The organism is Vibrio pomeroyi, assembly GCF_024347595.1.
Taxonomy (GTDB): domain Bacteria; phylum Pseudomonadota; class Gammaproteobacteria; order Enterobacterales; family Vibrionaceae; genus Vibrio; species Vibrio pomeroyi.
Genome location: NZ_AP025507.1, coordinates 1,821,914 through 1,842,526, shown reverse-complemented (window position 1 = coordinate 1,842,526; position 20,613 = coordinate 1,821,914). Strand labels below are relative to the sequence as shown.

At 44.5% G+C, this 20,613-nt stretch carries 21 protein-coding genes and 1 riboswitch; of the genes, 16 read left to right on the top strand and 5 right to left on the bottom strand.

Features of this window, described 5'->3' with window-relative positions; translation table 11 throughout:
* Window positions 1-71 precede the first annotated feature (71 nt).
* The 4 genes from coxB to OCV12_RS24035 are packed head-to-tail and all read left to right on the top strand — an operon-like array spanning window position 72 to window position 4,509.
* Complete coding sequence (gene coxB / locus OCV12_RS24050) at window positions 72-1,289, top strand: cytochrome c oxidase subunit II (RefSeq protein WP_261886427.1); 1,218 nt, start codon at window positions 72-74, stop codon at window positions 1,287-1,289.
* The gene (ctaD, locus tag OCV12_RS24045; protein ID WP_261886426.1) at window positions 1,286-2,947 is read left to right on the top strand and encodes a cytochrome c oxidase subunit I; all 1,662 of its coding nucleotides are present in this window, start codon (window positions 1,286-1,288) and stop codon (window positions 2,945-2,947) included. Before coxB ends, ctaD begins: the two co-directional genes overlap by 4 nt.
* Before the next feature lie 10 nt (window positions 2,948-2,957).
* A complete protein-coding gene (locus tag OCV12_RS24040) occupies window positions 2,958-3,587 on the top strand; it encodes a cytochrome c oxidase assembly protein (RefSeq protein WP_261886425.1) in 630 nt (209 codons plus the stop codon).
* Between the two features lie 37 nt (window positions 3,588-3,624).
* Window positions 3,625-4,509 carry a cytochrome c oxidase subunit 3 gene (locus OCV12_RS24035; RefSeq protein ID WP_176679950.1) on the top strand — a complete coding sequence of 295 codons (885 nt, stop codon included), beginning with the start codon at window positions 3,625-3,627 and terminating at the stop codon, window positions 4,507-4,509.
* Between the two features lie 36 nt (window positions 4,510-4,545).
* Here the strand turns inward: OCV12_RS24035 and OCV12_RS24030 are convergent, their stop codons facing one another.
* Entirely contained in the window at window positions 4,546-4,776 is a 231-nt protein-coding gene (locus OCV12_RS24030) for a DUF2909 family protein (protein WP_017630007.1), read from the bottom strand.
* On the opposite strand from OCV12_RS24030, the gene OCV12_RS24025 reads away from it, so the two are divergent.
* The 4 genes from OCV12_RS24025 (at window position 4,688) to cyoE (ending at window position 8,313) form a co-directional block, all read left to right on the top strand.
* Window positions 4,688-5,587: an SURF1 family protein gene (locus tag OCV12_RS24025; RefSeq protein ID WP_261886424.1), complete on the top strand. Its 900-nt coding sequence runs from the start codon at window positions 4,688-4,690 to the stop codon at window positions 5,585-5,587. The genes OCV12_RS24030 and OCV12_RS24025 overlap by 89 nt on opposite strands.
* A 58-nt stretch (window positions 5,588-5,645) precedes the next feature.
* Complete coding sequence (locus tag OCV12_RS24020; protein WP_261886423.1) at window positions 5,646-6,254, top strand: hypothetical protein; 609 nt, start codon at window positions 5,646-5,648, stop codon at window positions 6,252-6,254.
* Between the two features lie 75 nt (window positions 6,255-6,329).
* Complete coding sequence (locus OCV12_RS24015) at window positions 6,330-7,385, top strand: COX15/CtaA family protein (RefSeq protein ID WP_261886422.1); 1,056 nt, start codon at window positions 6,330-6,332, stop codon at window positions 7,383-7,385.
* The gene (gene cyoE / locus OCV12_RS24010) at window positions 7,375-8,313 is read left to right on the top strand and encodes a heme o synthase (protein WP_261886421.1); all 939 of its coding nucleotides are present in this window, start codon (window positions 7,375-7,377) and stop codon (window positions 8,311-8,313) included. Before OCV12_RS24015 ends, cyoE begins: the two co-directional genes overlap by 11 nt.
* Window positions 8,314-8,423: 110 nt before the next feature.
* On the opposite strand, the gene gbpA is transcribed toward cyoE, so the two are convergent.
* Window positions 8,424-9,890, bottom strand: a complete 1,467-nt coding sequence (gene gbpA / locus OCV12_RS24005) for an N-acetylglucosamine-binding protein GbpA (protein ID WP_261886420.1) — start codon at window positions 9,888-9,890, stop codon at window positions 8,424-8,426.
* Between the two features lie 72 nt (window positions 9,891-9,962).
* Window positions 9,963-10,052, bottom strand: a riboswitch (cyclic di-GMP riboswitch).
* A gap of 323 nt (window positions 10,053-10,375) precedes the next feature.
* Here gbpA and OCV12_RS24000 point away from each other — a divergent pair.
* The 5 genes from OCV12_RS24000 (at window position 10,376) to OCV12_RS23980 (ending at window position 13,681) form a co-directional block, all read left to right on the top strand.
* Window positions 10,376-10,729, top strand: a complete 354-nt coding sequence (locus tag OCV12_RS24000; protein ID WP_017630160.1) for a hypothetical protein — start codon at window positions 10,376-10,378, stop codon at window positions 10,727-10,729.
* Between the two features lie 99 nt (window positions 10,730-10,828).
* A complete protein-coding gene (locus OCV12_RS23995) occupies window positions 10,829-11,500 on the top strand; it encodes a DUF3313 domain-containing protein (RefSeq protein WP_176679944.1) in 672 nt (223 codons plus the stop codon).
* Window positions 11,501-11,512: 12 nt separating this feature from the next.
* The gene (locus OCV12_RS23990) at window positions 11,513-11,728 is read left to right on the top strand and encodes a DUF3820 family protein (protein ID WP_004730103.1); all 216 of its coding nucleotides are present in this window, start codon (window positions 11,513-11,515) and stop codon (window positions 11,726-11,728) included.
* 313 nt (window positions 11,729-12,041) lie between these two features.
* Entirely contained in the window at window positions 12,042-13,094 is a 1,053-nt protein-coding gene (gene aroG / locus OCV12_RS23985; protein ID WP_017629932.1) for a 3-deoxy-7-phosphoheptulonate synthase AroG, read from the top strand.
* Window positions 13,095-13,273: 179 nt separating this feature from the next.
* Complete coding sequence (locus OCV12_RS23980) at window positions 13,274-13,681, top strand: hypothetical protein (protein WP_261886419.1); 408 nt, start codon at window positions 13,274-13,276, stop codon at window positions 13,679-13,681.
* A 112-nt stretch (window positions 13,682-13,793) separates the two neighbouring features.
* On the opposite strand, the gene OCV12_RS23975 is transcribed toward OCV12_RS23980, so the two are convergent.
* On the bottom strand, window positions 13,794-14,897 hold the full coding sequence (locus tag OCV12_RS23975) for a mechanosensitive ion channel family protein (RefSeq protein WP_261886418.1): 1,104 nt from the start codon (window positions 14,895-14,897) through the stop codon (window positions 13,794-13,796).
* Between the two features lie 186 nt (window positions 14,898-15,083).
* Between OCV12_RS23975 and OCV12_RS23970 the strand changes: the two genes are divergently transcribed.
* On the top strand, window positions 15,084-15,740 hold the full coding sequence (locus tag OCV12_RS23970; protein ID WP_017629937.1) for a potassium channel family protein: 657 nt from the start codon (window positions 15,084-15,086) through the stop codon (window positions 15,738-15,740).
* 26 nt (window positions 15,741-15,766) lie between these two features.
* A complete protein-coding gene (locus OCV12_RS23965; protein ID WP_261886417.1) occupies window positions 15,767-17,134 on the top strand; it encodes a TrkH family potassium uptake protein in 1,368 nt (455 codons plus the stop codon).
* Between the two features lie 128 nt (window positions 17,135-17,262).
* Here OCV12_RS23965 and msrB read toward each other — a convergent pair whose 3' ends face one another.
* Window positions 17,263-18,405, bottom strand: coding sequence for a peptide-methionine (R)-S-oxide reductase MsrB (gene msrB, locus OCV12_RS23960; RefSeq protein WP_261886416.1), 1,143 nt, complete (start codon window positions 18,403-18,405; stop codon window positions 17,263-17,265).
* A 201-nt stretch (window positions 18,406-18,606) separates the two neighbouring features.
* Between msrB and OCV12_RS23955 the strand changes: the two genes are divergently transcribed.
* A complete protein-coding gene (locus tag OCV12_RS23955; RefSeq protein ID WP_017068628.1) occupies window positions 18,607-19,005 on the top strand; it encodes an OsmC family protein in 399 nt (132 codons plus the stop codon).
* 152 nt (window positions 19,006-19,157) lie between these two features.
* On the opposite strand, the gene OCV12_RS23950 is transcribed toward OCV12_RS23955, so the two are convergent.
* The gene (locus OCV12_RS23950) at window positions 19,158-20,228 is read right to left on the bottom strand and encodes an OmpA family protein (RefSeq protein WP_261886415.1); all 1,071 of its coding nucleotides are present in this window, start codon (window positions 20,226-20,228) and stop codon (window positions 19,158-19,160) included.
* Window positions 20,229-20,613 lie beyond the last annotated feature (385 nt).

Sequence of the window (20,613 nt, the reverse complement as noted above, 5' to 3'; positions counted from 1 at the left end):
CACAACGAAATATGGCTCGTAACGACATTTAGGTCGCAAGTATCCAATTAGGAAGGATAAGGAGAGATCTTTTGAAAAGATTACTGGTTAGGCTAGCGTGGCTTTTGAAGAGTTTTGTTGTGGTTTTAGTGTCGCCTTTAGTGCATGCAAGTAGTGAATACAACATGACAAGAGGCGTGACTGAGATCAGCGGTGAGGTTTATGAACTTCATATGCTTATCTTCTACATCTGCTGTGCAATCGCCTTCGTCGTTTTTGGTGTGATGTTTTATTCGATTCTGAGGCACAGAAAGTCGAAGGGCGCGGTAGCCGCTCATTTTCACGAAAGCACTAAAGTTGAAATCCTCTGGACCATCATTCCTATTATCATCCTCATCGCAATGGCGATACCCGCTACTAAAACCTTGATAGCGATGGAAGACACCTCTCAGTCTGAACTCACCGTTAAAATTACTGGCTCACAATGGAAATGGCATTATAGCTATTTTGGCGAAGATGTTGAGTTCTTCAGCCTATTAGCGACCAGTGACAAAGAAATCGAAGGCATTGAAGTGAAAGGCGCGCATTATCTGTTAGAGGTTGATAAGCCATTAGTCCTTCCTGTTGATAGAAAAGTTCGCTTCTTGATGACTTCTGACGATGTGATTCACTCGTGGTGGGTTCCGGCCTTTGCTGTTAAGAAAGACACCATTCCGGGGTTCATTAACGAAGCTTGGACAAAAATCGATGAGCCCGGAGTGTATCGTGGCCAATGTGCTGAGCTGTGTGGCCGAGCGCATGGCTTTATGCCGATAGTGGTGCATGCCATGGAAGAAGATGAGTTTGATTCATGGTTAGCAGAACAGAAAGAGTTAGCGATTGCCGCACAACAAGCGGCGCAAGATGCATTAGATGCGTCACTTTCTTTAGATGAATTGAATACCATCGGTGCAGAGGTTTACAAAACTCGATGCGCGGTTTGTCACCAAGCAAACGGTGAAGGCATTCCAGGGGCATTTCCAGCGATTAAAGGTAGCCCGGTTGCTCTTGGGGATGTGGATGTGCACATCGATACCATTGTTTATGGTCGCGGAGGCACGGCGATGCAAGCCTTCGATAACCAGTTAACCGAGAAAGAGATCGCAGCGGTCGTCACTTACCAAAGAAACGCTTGGGGTAATGACACGGGCGATATTGTTCAGGCTTCAGATATTAACGCTTACAAGGTTAAACAAGAAGGCGGAGCCCAAGCACCTGACGAACAGGGCTCAACGGATGAAGCACAAAGTGATGCTAAGGAGCAGCTATGAGTTCACCAATTGATAAGCCGGTGAAATCGGCGCCTGCAGAAGATCAGGCCTTGAGCCATTCTGTGGAAGGTACATTGGATAGCAATGACCTACCTCTGGATGACCACGACTCTCACGCTGCTCCCAAAGGGTGGGCGCGTTGGCTGTATTCAACCAATCACAAAGACATCGGTACATTATATCTGTGGTTCAGTTTCGCAATGTTCTTAACCGGTGGTGCGATGGCAATGGTGATCCGTGCTGAGTTGTTCCAACCGGGTCTGCAGCTTGTTGAGCCTGATTTCTTTAATCAGATGACTACAGTACACGGCTTGATCATGGTGTTCGGTGCGGTAATGCCTGCATTCACGGGGCTCGCCAACTGGATGATCCCGATGATGATCGGCGCTCCCGATATGGCGCTGCCACGAATGAACAACCTCAGTTTCTGGATTTTGCCTTTTGCTTTCTTGATCCTAATTGGTTCTCTGTTTACAGAGGGAGGCGGCCCGAGTTTTGGTTGGACATTCTACGCGCCGCTCTCAACGACTTACGGCCCAGATAGTACGGCACTGTTTGTGTTCTCTGTTCATATTATGGGGATCAGTTCGATCATGGGTGCGATCAACGTCATCGTGACCATCGTGAACATGAGAGCGCCAGGTATGACTTGGTTCAAACTGCCTATGTTCGTGTGGACTTGGTTAATTACCGCTTTCTTGCTGATAGCCGTGATGCCGGTTCTCGCCGGAGCGGTGACCATGGTATTGACTGATAAATACTTTGGGACAAGCTTCTTTGATGCGGCTGGTGGTGGTGATCCCGTTATGTTTCAGCACATATTCTGGTTCTTTGGGCACCCCGAAGTGTACATCATGATTTTACCGTCGTTTGGTATCGTCTCTGCCATCATCCCAGCTTTTAGTGGCAAGCGTTTGTTTGGTTACCACTCTATGGTGTACGCGACCTGTAGTATCGCCATCTTGTCTTTCCTAGTTTGGGCACACCACATGTTCACTACGGGGATGCCGGTCTTTGCTGAGCTGTTCTTCATGTATTGCACCATGTTGATTGCGGTGCCAACGGGGGTGAAAGTCTTTAACTGGGTCGCAACTATGTGGCGAGGCGCCTTGACCTTCGAAACCCCGATGCTATTTACCATCGCCTTTATCGTTCTGTTTACGATAGGCGGCTTGTCTGGATTGATGCTCGCCATTGTTCCTGCTGATTTCCAATATCATGACACCTATTTTGTGGTGGCTCATTTCCACTATGTTCTGGTGACTGGCGCGGTGTTCTCGATAATGGCCGCGGCCTATTACTGGCTGCCTAAGTGGACCGGGCATATGTACGATCACAAGCTCAGTCTGTGGCATTTCTGGACATCTGTCATATCAGTCAATGTGCTTTTCTTCCCTATGCACTTTTTAGGTTTGGCGGGCATGCCACGTCGTATTCCAGACTACGCCATTCAGTTCGCTGACGTTAACCAAGTGGTGTCGATAGGCGGCTTTGCCTTTGGATTATCGCAACTCATATTCTTATGGTTAGTCATCAAGTGTGTTAAAGGCGGTGAGCCAGCATCGAGCAAGCCATGGGAACGTGCTGAAGGGCTAGAGTGGACGGTACCAAGCCCCGCACCTCATCACACCTTTACTCATCCACCTAAGATCGATTAGGGGGTGAGCTATGGGTGATAAGCAAAGCAATCCAAATCAAGATGAAAAACAACCAAAGCGTTCAACCAAGAAGCGATCAAGTAAAAAGCTAACGGGCTACTTGGTATTGAGTGTGGTGGCGATGTTTGGTTTCGGTTTCGCTTTGGTACCGCTCTACGATGTGATGTGCGAGGCTTTGGGAATCAACGGTAAAACCAATACGGTTTCTGCGGTTCAGCCTCAGGGGATGCAACCTGACTACTCTCGTACGATTCGGGTGGAATTCATGTCTCATATTAAGCCTGATATGCCATGGACGTTTTCGCCTGAAGTACGTGTGTTGGAAGTTCATCCTGGCGAGGTGGTGCAAACCAATTACATCGCGAAGAACCTATCTGCGAGTTCATTGATTGGTCAAGCTGTGCCATCGGTGTCGCCGGGAATGGGAGCGACCTACTTCAACAAGATGGAATGCTTTTGCTTCAATCAGCAACCTCTTGATGGCTTCAAGCGCGCCGAAATGGGTTTGATATTTTACATAGAGCCAAACATTCCAGAGTCGATACACACGCTGACGCTCTCTTATACGTTATTCAATATCACGAGTGAGGTGGTTGGGGAATCAAGCAGTCCCGAGCCTAATGTAATCGCAAGTAATTAAGACATTACAGAACCAGAATCAACAAAGGAGTTGAGCGATGAGTTCTAAAAAGGAAGTGTATTTCGTTCCACATCAAAGCCATTGGCCGCTAGTGGGTGCCGTTGCGTTGTTCCTTGTTGCGGTCGGAGCAGGGTTAACCGTGCAAAACATGGGAACGGATGCCGCAGGTGGCGTGTTCGGCAAAGCGGTGTTGTTAGTTGGTTTTGCTGTTCTTCTGTATATGCTTGCGGGTTGGTTTAGTAACGTGATTACAGAATCATTGAGCGGTGTTTATTCCGAGCAAATATCTCGTTCCTTTAGACAAGGAATGAGCTGGTTCATATTTTCTGAGATCATGTTCTTCGGAGCTTTCTTTGGCGCGCTTTTCTATGCTCGCATGATATCTGTCCCTTGGATTGGCGGGGCGGGCAACAATGAAATGACTCATGAAGTGCTGTGGCCGATGTTCCAATCAATGTGGCCGCTGACCACGACACCTGATGGTGTGACGACACAAGCAATGCCTTGGCAAGGTATCCCACTTAAGAACACCATTATCTTACTGCTTTCATCCGTAACGCTGCATATGGCGCACCTAAGCCTTGAACAAAACAAGCGCATGGCATTAATCGTTTGGTTAGAGATCACCATTGTCCTAGCTGGCTTTTTCCTATTTTTCCAAGTCGAAGAGTACGTTCACGCTTACCAAGAGATGGGGCTGACCCTTCAATCGGGTATCTATGGCAACACCTTCTTCTTATTGACTGGATTCCATGGTTTGCATGTTTGCTTGGGGACGATCTTTTTGATTGTGTTACTGGCAAGGGTTGCTAAAGACCACTTTACGCCCAAAGACCACTTTGCGTTCCAAGCTGGCAGTTGGTACTGGCACTTTGTTGATGTGGTTTGGTTAGGGTTATTTGTGTTCGTCTATGTCCTCTAACGACATAGACCGCTTTAGCTGTTGGGCTTGCAGGGCTTAATAAGGGCGAGGGTTTGGCGTTATCACCCCTGTTCCCAAAGCCAGTAACAGCATTAACACGACAACGGCTGACCACATGACTCGACGTCCTAAGAAGTGACTCAGCCTCTTGCCATTGTGTTTGCCAGAAGCAATTTGGATGAGACCTTTCATTAAGTTGAAGGCGATGAAAAACAGTAGGGCAACCAATACAACTTTGAATAACAAGATAAAGGTGGATGACGCCATAGTGATAACTCCAAACGGTCTGAATCATGATGAACGAACGTTCCGCAGTAAAGGTTTTTGGGTTGCGGTTGTTCTAACTTTGGTTTCAGTCGGCATTTTAATCAAGTTGGGTTTATGGCAGTTAGACAGAGGTAACGAGAAATTACGCTACGAGCAACAGCTATCGCAGAGAGCAACGCAGTCCTCTAGGCCTCTAGATACCGTGATTTCAGAATGGCGAGAAGAAAGTGTTCGAACTCAGCAGTCATTGAATTCTTCAACCTTAAATGGTTTAAAAGCTGACGTTCAATTAGTGAAAACAAGTGATTTGGTGTTCTTGTTGGACAATCAAATCAACCAAGGAACGGTTGGGTACGTGATTTACATGCTTGGTGAGGTTCAAATACAAGATGGAAGAAAACAACTGTTGATCGATCTTGGGTTCGTTGCAGCAAGTAATGACAGAAGAGAGCTTCCACATATTGGACACATAACGTTACCAACCAACATGTCTGGGCGTTTGTACACACGTTCAGCGAATCCGTTAAGTCAGGAGCTTGGGTTAGAGAATACGGCACCGAAAAGAATTCAAAACATCAATATAGAGGCGTTATCGAAATATACAGGACAAGAGATGTTGCCGTTTATCTTTCAACCTCAGAGCTTAGATTCATGGCCTTATGAGATGTTATGGCGCCCTACGGCGATGAAGTCTGAGAAGCACTTTGGTTACTCATTTCAATGGTTCGTGATGGCTGCGGTAGTGCTCTCGCTGATGTTATTGATTTGCTACCGATACTTAAAGAAACATAGTCAAACTAATAAGAAGTAAATGATCGGAATGACATAATACAGATAGCGAACGGCAGCGCTTAATACAGGGAATCAAAATGGATAAGTCTCAAGTACAAATGAACAAGGAAAGTACCTATGCGAACTTGGCTGCGTTTAAACAGCGTCGCTCACGTGGTCGCCTTGTATTAATCGGACTGATTCTGATTTTCGCCTTACCTGCCATTATCGCTAAAACCGTGTTAGAGCAAAATTGGTACACATCTGGTGTGACAAACACGGGTGAGTTGGTTGAGCCAAGAGTGACGTTGCAGGATTTTGGATTGACGGCTCCGGTGGAAGGAGAGGGGTGGCTGGTGGGTTACATTGCGCCAACAGAATGCGATAGCTTGTGTGAACAACAGCTACATTATTTGAATCAAAGCTATTTAGCGTTAGGGAAAAATAAGGAGCGAGTGACAGCGGTGGTTTTTGTCTCTGAAGGGGAGGCGCTACCAGGAGCATTTAACAAACCAGATCTGTCGTTTCTATCGGGTGGAGATCAGTTGAGCACCAAGTTCGCGCCAGCTTCCATTGTAATCATCGATCCTCTTGGGCAACTCGTTATGGAATACAAAAGCGTCTCAGAACCGTCGCAATTAGTTGGGCAGTCTAAAGGCATGATCCATGATCTCAGAAAGCTTCTTAAATTGTCGCGCGTTGGGTAGTTGAAAGAGCATTCGTGTTTGAGCGTAGCGATTGAACTCTATTAGGGACAGGGAATAAATATAGGGAGATAAACGATGCAGAATAAAGCCCCTGACTTACTCATGCTCGTGATGCGAGTGACTATCTTGCTGACGCTTACCGTTATTGTGCTCGGCGCCTACACCCGTTTGTCTGACGCTGGTCTTGGTTGTCCTGATTGGCCTGGGTGTTATGGGAAAATTACCGTTCCTTCTGATGCACAAGCAGTGAATCAAGCAAATCTCCAATTTCCTGAGCGTGCTCTTGAAGCAGATAAAGCATGGATAGAGATGATACATCGTTACTTTGCGGGTTCATTAGGGCTTCTTATCTTTGTTGTGGTTGCTTGGTGTATTAAGAAGAACCTCACCTCTGCTGGACTACCGTTACTTATATCGGCAACCGTGATTTTTCAGGCTTTATTAGGCATGTGGACAGTGACACTCAAGTTGATGCCTGTCGTGGTTATGGCGCACTTGATGGGTGGTTTTACTCTGCTGTCTCTTTTGTGTTTACTCTACTGTCGTCTCTCTAATTTCCAAACCCGATTTGGCGAGACCTCTTATGCGCCTCAGATTAAATTCTGGGCCTCGTTGGGCTTGGTGATTGTGGTGGGGCAGATATTGCTTGGCGGGTGGACCTCATCAAACTATGCCGCGTTGGTGTGTACCCAGCTACCAATTTGTGAGGGGAACTGGACAAGCTACTTAGACTTTAAGAACGCGTTCGATTTTGCACAGCAAGGTCATGAGAACTATGAGTTCGGTGTATTGGAGTACCCCGCAAGGCTCACTATACATGTCATGCATAGGTTTGGCGCTATCGTGGCAACGTTGACGGTGCTAATGGTGGTGTATCAGTTGTGGAAGTTTGGTCACACACCACACCAAAAGCTGAGCGTGATTGTCGCAATAGTGTTGGTTACTCAAATCAGCCTTGGAATCAGCAACGTGTGGTTTCACCTGCCAATATCAGTCGCGGTTTTACATAACCTAGTCGCGGCGATGCTGCTTATTAGCATGGTTGTGACCAACTTTGTCGTGTGGCAGCGAAAACCAAGTGAGAACTTGGTGAAGAACAGTGTATTACAAGGAGGTAATCATGGTCAGTAGAACTTCAACACAGCATGAAATTGTGATTCAAGACGCAGTTTCAAGTAATGAAATGGCTGCAAAAAACAAAGCTGCTTGGAAGGTTTATTTAACACTGACCAAGCCTAAAGTGGTTGCTTTGATGTTGTTAACGGCATTAGTCGGAATGTGTTTGGCCGTGCCTAATGGACTGCCACTACAGCAAGCTTTATTCGGCATGATAGGGATAGGGTTAATGGCAGGTTCGGCAGCTGCATTTAATCATTTGATCGACAAGAAGATCGACGGGCAAATGTCTCGAACTAATCGTCGTCCTTTACCATCAGGAGAGCTTAGCAGCGTACGAGTATTCGCGTTTGCTGCAGGCATTGGCTTGCTTGGTTTCGTCACCTTAGCGATGTTGGTAAACCAACTGACCGCTTGGCTAACCTTTGCGAGCTTATTAGGTTATGCAGTTATCTATACCATGTACTTGAAGCGAGCGACGCCACAAAACATTGTTATAGCAGGGATCGCAGGTGCAATGCCTCCGTTATTGGGCTGGACGGCTGTCACTAACGAGTTGCATTCAAGTGCATGGTTGTTGGTGATGATTATCTTTATCTGGACGCCTCCACACTTTTGGGCACTTGCGATTCATCGTCGTGACGAGTACGCGAAAGTGGATATTCCGATGTTGCCTGTGACTCATGGGATAGCCTACACCAAGACTTCAATTTTGCTGTATACAATGTTGTTAAGCATCGTGTGTGTGCTTCCAGTATTAGTTGGAATGAGCAGTTGGATATATTTGAGTACTTCTTTGGTGCTAAACGGAGGGTTTGTTTATCATGCGTGGGTTCTTAAATATCGTGATGAGCCCAACATGGCGATGAAGACCTTCAAGTTTTCTATTTATCACCTTATGCTCTTGTTCGTAGCTCTATTGGCCGACCATTATCTACTTTGATAACTGACGTTTCAGATGGCACTGAGTAAAAAAACGGATGCGCTAGGCATCCGTTTTTGTTTGGTTGATTACTCACTCTTATCTATTAAGAGTCAGTTTCTAGTGATCAATTAGTCCACTTTGTTCCAAGCATCTTGCCAGTGTGAACCTACACCTGGTTCGTACTGAGTTGCTGTTGGTGCCCATTGAACACAGTAACCAGAGTATGGGAACTCCTTACACTGATAAACGCTACCATCGCTGCTTAGTACTGTAGTTCCCGCAGTGTAAGACTCAATGCTTTCTGGGAATACGAAATCGTAATCGCCCGCTGGTGGCGGTGTTTGCTCATCCATTAGATGGAAATCAAGCGTGTTCTGATCCACTAAGTTACCTTGGTCATCTTTCGTCACAACCACAAGCATGTGGTGGCCAGCTTCAGATTTAGACAAAGTCAGTTGAACATCTTCCACTTGTCCGTCTGCTAATTCTGATTTCTGAGAAGCAAGTGCTTCACGATGATGGTTGTACACAGTCAATTCAGCTTGAATATCGCCTGTTGCTGCAAGAGTAAGATCAAGCTGTGTTGGCTGGTTTTCATCGATAATGTACTCAGACTTTAAGCCAGTCACTTCTAGCTCATGGTCTGGTTCTGGAGTATCAATCTTGTAACCGATCTCTACGCTGTTAAAGCCTGAACCTGATTTTAAGTAAATAGGGTTCGAACCGTATACAGGAGCGAAATCGCCTTGGCCGTTTAATTGACCTGCTTTGATTTGCGTCTGCTCTTGGTTGATCTTAGAGGCAAGTGCGTAAGACCAGTTGTTTGCTTTGCCTTGCTCATTGCTTTCAATCACTAGCTCAGTGCTGTATGAAGCGTTCTCACCAGACTGGTCGAAGACACGAGTGTATACCGCATCACCAACGTTCAGGTCTTGAGTTGGGTTGATCTGACCACCTTGATCCCAATCCGGGATGATAGGGCCGTCGCCATCAAATTTCACATCGATAACGTTGTAGAAAGCTGCAGCAGTGTCACCCACATCCCATACAGCAAGGATCACTTGATAACCTTCGCGCTCTGGAACATTACACAAGTGGCTTACTTGCATCGGTGGCTGTTCCATATTGCCTTCAACAACACAGAATGGCGTTAAATCAAAAGAGTTGCGTGTCAAAGGCTGGTTTGGGTTCCAATCTGGCTGCGTAATGTAGTATTTCCAATCGCGGGTCTTGTGGTTCGCTGTGAACGTCCACTCAAAGTATTGAGAACCAGACTTGATAGGGCGTTTAACCCAGCGGTCTGCGGTTTGTTCGTCTAGTGCTGCCGCTAAAGGAGATTCTGCACTGGCGATTTTTCCATCGACAGGGCCGACTTCAGGGAAACCTTCAGGGCCTTCCACACTTTGTGGTTCGTATTGGATACCCCCACAGTCGGTGTTTTTCTGTTGTGTGTCACTCGCAGGGAACTTACATAGAGCGACACGGCTCTCAGCAACGCCATTATCGTATGCCGAAACATAACCATGACCGAAGCTTGCACCGCTTACGCTAAGTAGCGACAGCGCGATGAGTGATTTTTTTGGGAGTTGTTTCATTATTTGTCCTTACTGTATTTGGCCGACAAAAAAGAGAACACTCCGGCATGCATGTGCACTTAAATCCTATTAAGTGGCGGCCCCGCTATCATAGACAGAATATTTGTCGACAGACCGGTGGCTTTGCGTCCTATTCTTTCAAATAGTTTGCCAGAAGTGCGTTTAAGCAAACGGAATGTAGCCAACCAGTTTTATAAATGCGAATCAATAGATTGAAATGTGGAATGCTAATCTCGAACTTTTAATTCTTAATACAAATTAACTTGCTATATGTTTCGTTAGCTAACGTATAAATTATTGATATAAATAAAGAAAGTATTTGCTCTAATCGTTTTTGTGAATGCTTTTGGGTTTTTGTGTTCTGCTCTGTACAACAATTGCACTCATATCAAAACCAAACCTTTGGTTTCCACTAACCGAACCCTGACATGCCATGTATGAAAAAACGGACAATTGATTGGTATGAATTATATAAAGGAGTCGGTATGGAATTCACAGAACAAGACAGAGATGCGTTGTATCAAACGTGGATGTCACAAAAATCGCGAATGCGAATTACGCAGATGGAGTTTTCAAAAAAGCTAGGAATGAACCAGCTTGATTTCTCAAGAGTGTTAAGAGGGGAGACGCCATTGACCATGTCTTTCATCAGTCACTTTTGCCGTTTACTTCATTTAGAACCTAGAAATGTGTTTCCTTCACTTAAAGAAGGCAATGAATCTGGACCTAAAGTGGTTTATTTGAAAAGTAGAATGAGTGTTGATGGCGAGATTCAAAACGCTTATATCGAAGGAAATCAGGTGATTGTAGAGTATGCTCACACTGTGCAGCATGACTAATTTTAGAGCTAGCTCTGAGTTTTAACCCCTTTTTCTACAATCTTTCCACATAGGGTATGGCATACTTAGTTAGATTCTTCTTTTTAATGTAAGTGCGCTATGAAACCTTTAAAACTTCTCTTGCTTGTTGCAACCAGCATTTTTTTGTTTGGTTGTGCAGGCGGTCCAATTAAAACCGCAACCAAATTCACCAGTTATGAGGATTTTCAGCCAGGCCCTGACGGTGGAGTTGACTTAGTTTGGGCTAGAATTGGCCTGCGTGACGCACAACGTTTGAAATCTAAGTTAGACGATTATGATTCTGTGGTGATTGACCAAATCTTTGTGCTTGCAGAAGAAGGCTCGCTCGATCAGGAAGAGATTCAAGAACTGACTGATCACATGGTTGCTCGTTTGGAAGAGAAAATATCGCCTCATAAAACAATTGTCGATGAACCCACAGGTAAGACGTTGCGACTAAGTATCGCCTTGAGTAACGTTGAAACACCAAACCCTATCTTAGCCGTGACAAGCAGCGTTCTGCCATTTGGCCTTGCGATGTCCACTATTTCTAAGGTGGCAACAGGTGAGCACACAAATGTAGGTAGCGCCAGTGTTGAGCTTTTAGTGAGTGATGCTCAAGAGGGGACGCCATTGTTCGCAGCTATCGACCGCGAAGCCGGGAACAAAGACTTTTCGACCATGATCGATTCCCTAGATGATGCCAAAGATGCAATCAACTATTGGGTTGAACGTTTAGGTGATACTCTACAGAACATCGATGACGCATAGAAAGAGCCTGTAATGCTAGAAAAAGAGAACCTCATTAAACTTGCCAGAATGCAGATGCCTTTTGGCAAATACGCTGGTCGTACATTGATCGATTTACCTGAAGAATATTTGCTGTGGTTCGATAAAAAAGGTTTTCCGTCTGGTGAACTGGGTGACCTATTAAAGCTGTGCCTTGCTCTGAAAATCGAAGGGCTTGATAGTGTCGTCAAGCCATTGAAAAGAATGTAATTAAATTAAAGCTCACGCTAATCACGTGAGCTTTTTTGTTTTCATCTTCAGTAGTGGATTAGGGGCATAGGACAATTCGCACAACATAGAATCTTATCCTGCCTTAAATTGCGCAATCGATAGCGTGTAAATAATGTTATACGGGGTGTTTTAAATATAAAACACAAAAAAAATTGCGTTTTTTTTAAATTAGTGATTGAAACTAGAGTTTTTACTAGTTAAGTTACAGGGAACAAGAAGATATGTGCTGATGGAAAGTTACGTGAGATAACGTACATTCAGCTCAAGGATAGAAAATAGGAAGAAGTAAGCAATGTTCCAGACTGATGATGTAAGAATTAACAAAGTAAAAGAGTTATTACCACCTGTTGCTGTTTTAGAAAAGTTTCCAGCGACAGAAATTGCTTCTTCTACAACCTTTGAAAGCCGTAAAGCGATTCACAATATTTTAGAAGAAAGTGATGATCGCTTGCTCGTTATTGTTGGCCCATGTTCTATTCATGACACTGAAGCTGCTCTTGAGTACGGTAAGCGTTTGAAAGTGCTACGCGATGAACTAGGCGATAAGCTTGAAATCGTAATGCGTGTTTACTTTGAAAAGCCACGTACAACCGTTGGTTGGAAAGGTCTGATCAATGACCCGTACATGGACGACACATTTAAGCTAAATGATGGTCTTCGTCTAGGGCGTAAGCTACTGCTTGATCTAACAGACATGGGCATGCCGACAGCAAGTGAATTCCTGGATATGATCACACCTCAATACGTTGCTGACCTAATCAGCTGGGGTGCAATCGGCGCACGTACTACTGAATCTCAAGTTCACCGTGAACTGGCTTCTGGTCTGTCTTGTCCTGTTGGCTTTAAGAATGGTACAGATGGCAACATTAAGATCGCAACAGACGCAATCCGTTCTGCTAGCGCTTCTCACCACTTCTTGTCTGTAACTAAATACGGCCACTCAGCTATCGTTGAGACAGCAGGTAACCCTGATTGTCATATCATCCTACGTGGTGGTAAAGAGCCAAACTACAGCGCAGAGCACGTTGGTAAGATCAAAGAAGAGCTAGCAGCTTCAGGCCTTCCACAGAAGGTGATGATTGACTTCAGCCACGCAAACAGCTCTAAGCAGTTTAAACGTCAAATGAACGTATCTGATGACGTAAGCGCACAGATCTCTGGTGGTGATAAAGCTATCTTCGGTGTGATGATCGAATCTCACCTAGTTGAAGGTCGCCAAGACTTAGTCGATGGTAAAGCTGCAACATACGGTCAGTCGATTACTGATGCTTGTATTGGTTGGGAAGATACTGAAACAGTACTTCGTCAACTGGCAGATGCTGTTGAAGCTCGCCGCAACAAGTAGGTTGATCATGACAATCAACCACTGAGTTACTGAAAATTCGAAGCCCTTATTAGTCGTTGCTAGTAAGGGCTTTTTTACGGGTTTGTCATTTTAAGGTTTATCATACTATAAATTTATTTACTTATCGCATAGCGAATGGTTAAATGGTGTGGTGTTCCATAAACTGAAGAGTCGTATCAATGAAAGCAGTATTGGCGAGTGTTGTATTAATTGCAGTAAACACGTTTTCTATATCAAATGTACAAGCCGCAACCGGCTTTAACGCAGAGCAACTGTGTAAAGCTGGCCTTGCTCTAGCGATTGACAAGCAGCCTCGTGGTATTAAAGCGACGTCAGGAAAAAGCAATCAGCGTATTCTACTTAGTTTGAAAGATGGCAATAACGATTGGGATTACCGTTGCGATGTGAACCGCGGTAACAAAACGATTAAGTTAGAAGCCAGAGAACTCAAACGCAATGACAAGCTCTTGGGCCAAGCGATTCGTTATGATGTTGCTGATGCTAAACGTTCAGTAAAAGTAACAATGAAAAAGCGCAAAGGCTCTGGCGTGGCGAGCGAAAGTTATACCGCGAGACAACTCAAATAGTACCGTTTGCTTACATGAGAAAGCCGCAATTATTTGCGGCTTTTGTTTATTTAGACAATGACAATGACAATGACAAGGTCAACTCAAGTCTATTTGATCGAAACAAGCTTGGCTATTTACTGCTTAAATCATACTTCATATCATCCGTAAGACCTTGCGGGTCAATCTTAAGTGTTTGTGTTGGGAAGGCGATATCTGCATTGTGTTTATGAATAATTGCTAGCACTTGCAGCAAAACATCTTGCTTAACTTCATGGTATCTCACCCAGTTGACGGTTTTGGTAAAGGTGTAGATAAAGAAATTAAGCGTTGATGGCCCAAACTTATCAAAGTTAACGATGAGCGTCTGCTTAGCATCGATATCTGGGTGCGTTTCAAGCATGGCTTTTACGTCATCCACGATAAGAGCCACTTTGCTAGCATCCTGGTAACGAAGTCCAAAGGTTTCATTGATTCGGCGGTTCAACATTCGCGATGGGTTCTCCACCACAATGTTACTGAAAACCGAGTTTGGTACGTACAATGGGCGTTTATCGAAGGTGCGAATAATAGTCATGCGCCATCCGATACGTTCGACTGTACCTTCTATTTGACGGTCGGGAGAGCGAATCCAATCGCCGACTTTAAAAGGACGGTCGAAGTAAATCATCATTCCGCCAAAGAAATTCGATAGTAAGTCTTTCGCTGCCAAACCGACAATTAAACCGCCCACCCCACCAAAGGTGAGTAAGCCTGATAGGCTGAGTCCAAACGCCTGCATGATCGTCAGGCCACCCATCACCATAAAGAACAAGCGAGCGACTTTCGCGATAGCTTGTACTGTGGTTTCGTCTCTGGTTTTTTGCTCTAAGACATATGCTTCAGTGTTGGTGATCATTCGTAAGGTAAACCAAACGAAGGTACATATGATCAATATGTGCTTTAGCGTTTTTAACCAGTTGATTTCATTGCCAAACTGGTCTTGAAGGATTAGCCCGATAGAGACCGTAGCTGGCCAGCACCAAAGTAACGTACTGACTGGGGTTTTTAGTGCTTCGAGTAGCAGATCATCCCAATGGAAAGGGGTTTTCTGAACCAGAATCTCTAAGCGATTGTGGATAATTCGCCAAGCTACCCAAGCAAGAAAACTCGCAATAGTGATGAATAGGACGCTATTAGCCCAATCACTATGGCTCTGGTCAATGTAGGTTTGTACTTGGGTTAAGAATTCATTCATTGTGTGTGCTGCCGCAGAAATTATGAATTGGAAATTAGCAGAAACTGAAGTTGTTCTCTACCTTTATAAATCAAGCGATTATGACACTAGTATAACCTTATTATTGAAAAACTAACTTTTTTTGAGATAGAAACTAATGTAGGTTTGGCTATCCCGTGTAATTAAAATTTCTCAACAGGATTTCAAATGAGCGACAAACAATATGCAGTTATCGGTTTAGGGCGTTTTGGGTTATCTGTATGCAAAGAGCTGCAAAGTTCAGGGGCGCAGGTACTAGCCGTCGATATTGATGAAGAGCGAGTGAAAGAAGCCGCGGCTTTTGTTTCACAAGCGATTGTTGCTAACTGTACGAGCGAAGAGACGGTAAAAGAGTTAAGGCTAGATGATTATGACATGGTGATGGTGTCGATTGGCTCGGATGTTAACTCTAGCATTTTAACCACTTTGGTGGTGAAAGAGTCAGGCGCAAAAGCCGTCTGGGTTAAGGCGAACGACAAGTTCCACGGTAAGATTCTTTCTAAAATTGGTGCTGACCATATCATCATGCCGGAGCGCGATATGGGTATTCGTGTTGCACGCAAGATGTTGGATAGACGCGTTCTTGAGTTTATCGACCTAGGCAGTGGTTTAGCTATGACCGAAATTGTTATCGGTGCCAAGTTGTTGGGTAAACAACTTCGTGAACTCAAGCTGTGTAAAGAGACTGGCGTTGAAGTTCTTGGCTTCAAGCGTGGCCCAAACCTAACCAAAGCACCTGAGTTGGATGTGAGTTTAGAAATCGGTGATGTCGTGATCATTGCAGGGCCGAAAGAGACCTTGTCTAGAAAGCTACGTAATTGGTAACCGGCAATAGGTCATAAGGTATTAGTATGAATTCGTTAAAACGAAAAGGTACTTTCTACACGCTTAAGAGAGATGAAAAGCCACGTAAAGGCTCTGAACCTAAGATTATTCTGACTAGTTTCTTAGGTGTTCTTATCCCTTCGGCCATACTGCTGACGATGCCTGTTTTCTCTGTTACAGGGCTTAGCTTTACAGATGCGTTGTTTACCGCGACTTCCGCGATCAGTGTGACAGGTTTGGGCGTCGTTGATACGGGCGAACACTTCACTCTGGCTGGTAAAATCTTACTGATGTTCTTGATGCAAGTGGGCGGGTTAGGGCAGATGACCTTATCAGCGGTACTACTCTACATGTTTGGTGTTCGCTTAAGCCTGAAGCAACAAGCATTAGCGAAAGAAGCATTGGGACAAGATCGAAAAATCAACCTTCGAAAACTGGTCAAGAAGATCATCATCTTTGCGTTAGTCTCTGAATTCATTGGCTTTGTATTGCTCTGTTTCCGATGGGTTCCTGAAATGGGATGGGCAACAGGAAGTTTTTACGCACTTTTTCATGCAATATCAGCCTTCAATAACGCAGGCTTTGCTCTGTTTTCAGACAGTATGATGAGCTTTGTTGACGACCCATTAGTGATTTTTACGCTCGCGGCTCTGTTCATTTTTGGTGGTTTAGGCTTCACGGTAGTGGGTGACCTATCCAGTAATTGGCGTAAAGGTTTCAGACATCTACATTTACATACCAAGATAATGCTGACTGCAACACCGACTCTACTGTTAGTGGGTACGATATTGTTCTGGTTGTTGGAGAGAAGCAACTCCGCGACCATGGAAGGTCTATCGGTTCAAGGACAGTGGCTTGCGGCATTTTTCCAATCGGCGAGTGCTCGTACTGCAGGCTTTAACAGTGTCGATTTATCTCAATACACACAGCCTGCTTTATTGGTGATGATCGTCTTGATGCTGATTGGTGCAGGCTCTACCTCAACAGGTGGTGGTATTAAGGTATCAACCTTTGCGGTTGCATTCGTAGCGACTTGGACCTTCTTGCGCCAGAAGAAGCATGTAGTGATGTTTAAGCGCACTGTCACTTGGCAAGCGGTAACAAAGTCATTGGCTATTATTGTGGTCAGCGGGGCGTTGTTAACCACCGCAATGTTTTTGTTGATGCTTACAGAAAAAGCCGCCTTTGATCGAGTCATGTTTGAGGTGATTTCTGCTTTTGCAACGGTAGGGTTAACTGCTGGATTAACTGCGAACCTAACGGAGCCTGGCAAATACATCATGATTGTTGTGATGGTCATCGGACGTATTGGTCCTTTGACTCTTGCGTATATGTTAGCTCGTCCAGAACCTTCTTTACTCAAGTACCCAGAAGATACTGTGTTAACGGGTTAATGATGCTAACAGGCTAGGGGTAACCCTTGTTGTTAGTGCGTTAGAGAAATGAAAGCCAGCGATATGCTGGCTTTTTTGTTTTTGGATAGAGTGTTGATGAACTGAACGAGTTGGTATTCAGTCTTTAATTAGCCCTCAAACATCTCCACATATTCTTCGTAGCCTTCTTCTGCCAACTTATCCGCAGGGATAAAGCGCATCGCAGCTGAGTTCATGCAGTAACGCAAACCTGTTGGTTTAGGGCCATCTTTAAATACATGACCTAGATGAGAGTCGCCAAATTTACTACGGACCTCGGTTCTTGGGTAAAGCAACTTGTAGTCAGTAGTAGTTACTACGTAAGCCTCACTGATTGGCTGTGTAAAGCTCGGCCAGCCTGTACCTGATTTGTATTTGTCTTTTGAAGAGAACAGCGGCTCACCAGTAACGATGTCGACGTAGATACCTTCCTGTTTGTTATCCCAGTATTTGTTATCAAACGGACGTTCTGTCGCGTCATCTTGCGTTACATCGTATTGAAGTGCCGTTAGCTTGGCTTTGATCTCTGCATCAGACGGCTTAACGTAGGTTTTAGCATTGGCTGTCGCATTCTTACCATCGATGATCTGACGGAGTGTTTGTGGATTGTCTTTTCTATCCTCGCCGAAGATTTTGTCTAAGTACTGGTCACGACCTGATGCATAGCGGTAGTAGTTATAACGAACCTTACTCTTCTTGTAGTAATCTTGGTGATAGTCTTCTGCTGGCCAGAATTTCTCAAACTCAATCAGTTCTGTTTTTAGTGGTTCACCAAAGATCTGAGCCTTGTCGATTTCCATCATGAAGTTCTGAGCGACGTCTTTTTGCTCTTGGTTATGATAAAAAATAGCAGGGCGATATTGAGGACCTCTGTCTACGAATGATCCTTTGTCATCAGTTGGGTCGATGTGTCGGAAGAATTGGTCAAGAACCTGTTCATAGCTAACCACATCAGGATTATAGGTTACGTTGATTACTTCTATGTGCCCCGACTTACCTGAAGAGACCTGTTTGTAGGTTGGGTTTTCCAGTTCACCACCAGAGTATCCAGAGATAACGTCGGACACGCCTTTTAGTTTCTCTAGATCGGACTCCGTACACCAAAAACAACCACCAGCCAGTGTCGCGACTTCACTTTTACCTGAATTAGCCGTTTTATCCATTGTATTGGCAGTGCCAGTCTGGCTTACAAACAGTGAAATCAGTGGTAGCGCAACCACGAGTGATACCAATATTTTAGATAATTTATTCATAGATACCTCATCTTGACGTTCTTCTCATTCGATTTTGAATGTACGAATAGAGACAGGTTTTAGATGGAAAAAATTGCATCATTCACAAAAAAAATATGTCGCCGAGAAAATCTTGCTCATAAATGCCGCCAGTAGTAGGGTGTCAGTATTGATATCCAATAATAGACAGTGATGGCGGTTATCGTACATCTAAGGAACAACATGCAAGCAGAAGTTAAATGGGTCGAAGGCTTTAAATTCCTAGGTCAATCTCAATCTGGCCATTCTGTAGTAATGGATGGCAGTGGTGGTGCAACCGCGCCAAGCCCGATGGAAATGGTCCTTATGGCCGCTGGTGGTTGTAGCTCTGTTGATGTCGTCGATGGTTTGAAATCGGCAGGCCAGAACATCACAGGCTGTAATGCAAAACTTGAAACAACACGTCGTGAAACAGCACCAAAAATCTTTACCGTGATTAACATTCACTTTGAAGTGTCTGGTGACAACCTAGATCCTGAGTTAGTGGCTAAAGTCTGTGCTGACTCGCTAGAAAAATACTGTTCAGTATGTCTAATGTTAGGTGCTGGCGTAGAAATGACTCACAGCTGGGAAATCGTTTAGTTTTCGGATTGCACAGCTTGGCTTTGGGTCGGTACTTTTCGGCTTACGGCTTACGGCTTACGGCTTACGGCTTATGAGCACAGACAGATAAAGAAAAGGGCGGAGCACTTTGAGTGCTCCGCCCTTATTATTTCGGCTAAGGTAGAATGCTATTATTCAGCAGTTTCTACGATAACTTCTTCAACTTGTACTTCTTCTTGGTATTCGAAACCAGGGATCGTTGCGTCAACACGACGGTTTTGAGCACGACCTTCAGCAGTATCATTTGATGCAACTGGGTTCTCTTCACCTTCACCTGTAGCAGTGATACGCTCAGCTTCAATGCCTTGCTCTTCGATGTGCGCAGCAACTGCAGCAGCACGTTTCTTGGAGATCATCATGTTGTATTCAGCAGCGCCTGTTGAGTCAGTATGACCAACAACAACAACAGTCGATTGAGGGTGAGCTTTCAGAACTTCAACTAGAGGTTGTAGTGCAATCTTACCGTCTGTAGACAGCTCAGTACTGTTTGTCGCAAACATTTCTTGAGAGTAGCTTTCTGTTTGTGCTTTAGTCACAACAACAGTACTTTTCTCTTCAACAACAACAGCAGGCTCTGTAATTGGCTCAGATGGAGCTTGAGTCACAGCTACCGCAGAAGCTGCTGCTGCCGCCGCTGATGCAGTTGTGTTACCAGTACCGAAGTTGTAGCTAACACCAACAGACAGTAGGTTCGAGTTTAGGTCTTGAACGTAGTTATCGTCGAAGTCATCAAAGTATTGGTATTCAACACGTAGTGCCCAATCAGAAGAAAGCTGCTTCTCTACACCGATACCAGCAGAAAGTACAACGTCATCTTCGCCACCGTGAGAGATGTAAGCAGGACCTGCTTTGAAGAATACGTCAAACTCTTGTTGTACTGGTAGGCGGTACATTGGCGTTAGTGAGATTGCGATTAGTGGATCGCTGAATGCTGCTGTTGTTCCGTTCTTTGAAAAGCTTGTCTTGTAATCACCAAGGAAGTCAGAGCTTAGCTCAATACCAAACTTGTCATTAAAATTGTAGCCAGAGTAGATGCCAGCACCGATTGCATCATCATCACATTTTTCACCGCTTACGCATGCGCTATCTAACCAGCCCACGCCCACTTTAGCACCAACATAAGTTGTAGCAGCGATAGAAGGCGCTGCTGCTAGGCCTGAAGCGGCTACAACAGCACACATGATTTTCGACAGTTTTTTCATAATCTTATCCTTGGATTAACTCTTATTGTTATCTGAACTTACCAGTAAAACGATCACTTATTGGGTTACGACACTGCTTATAATAAGTAAATCAAGGTGTTGGTTCAGCTGAACCTATTTCTTTCTCAGTACTTATATTGTTAATCTGATTGCGTATTGGAGTCAATGAAATTGTTAGATATTATATATTTAGATGGCTTTTATTATTAGTTTTATCATTTATTGGAATGCCTATATTTAAAGCTATAGCCTAGCCTCGTGCATTTGCCAGTGACTTTGAGGGGAATAAGTAAAAAACTTGCGCTTTATCATGCTTATAAACGCAAAATCCCCATCCATCATGTCTAACTCGGTCGAGTACATGATTAGATAGGGATTTGAATTG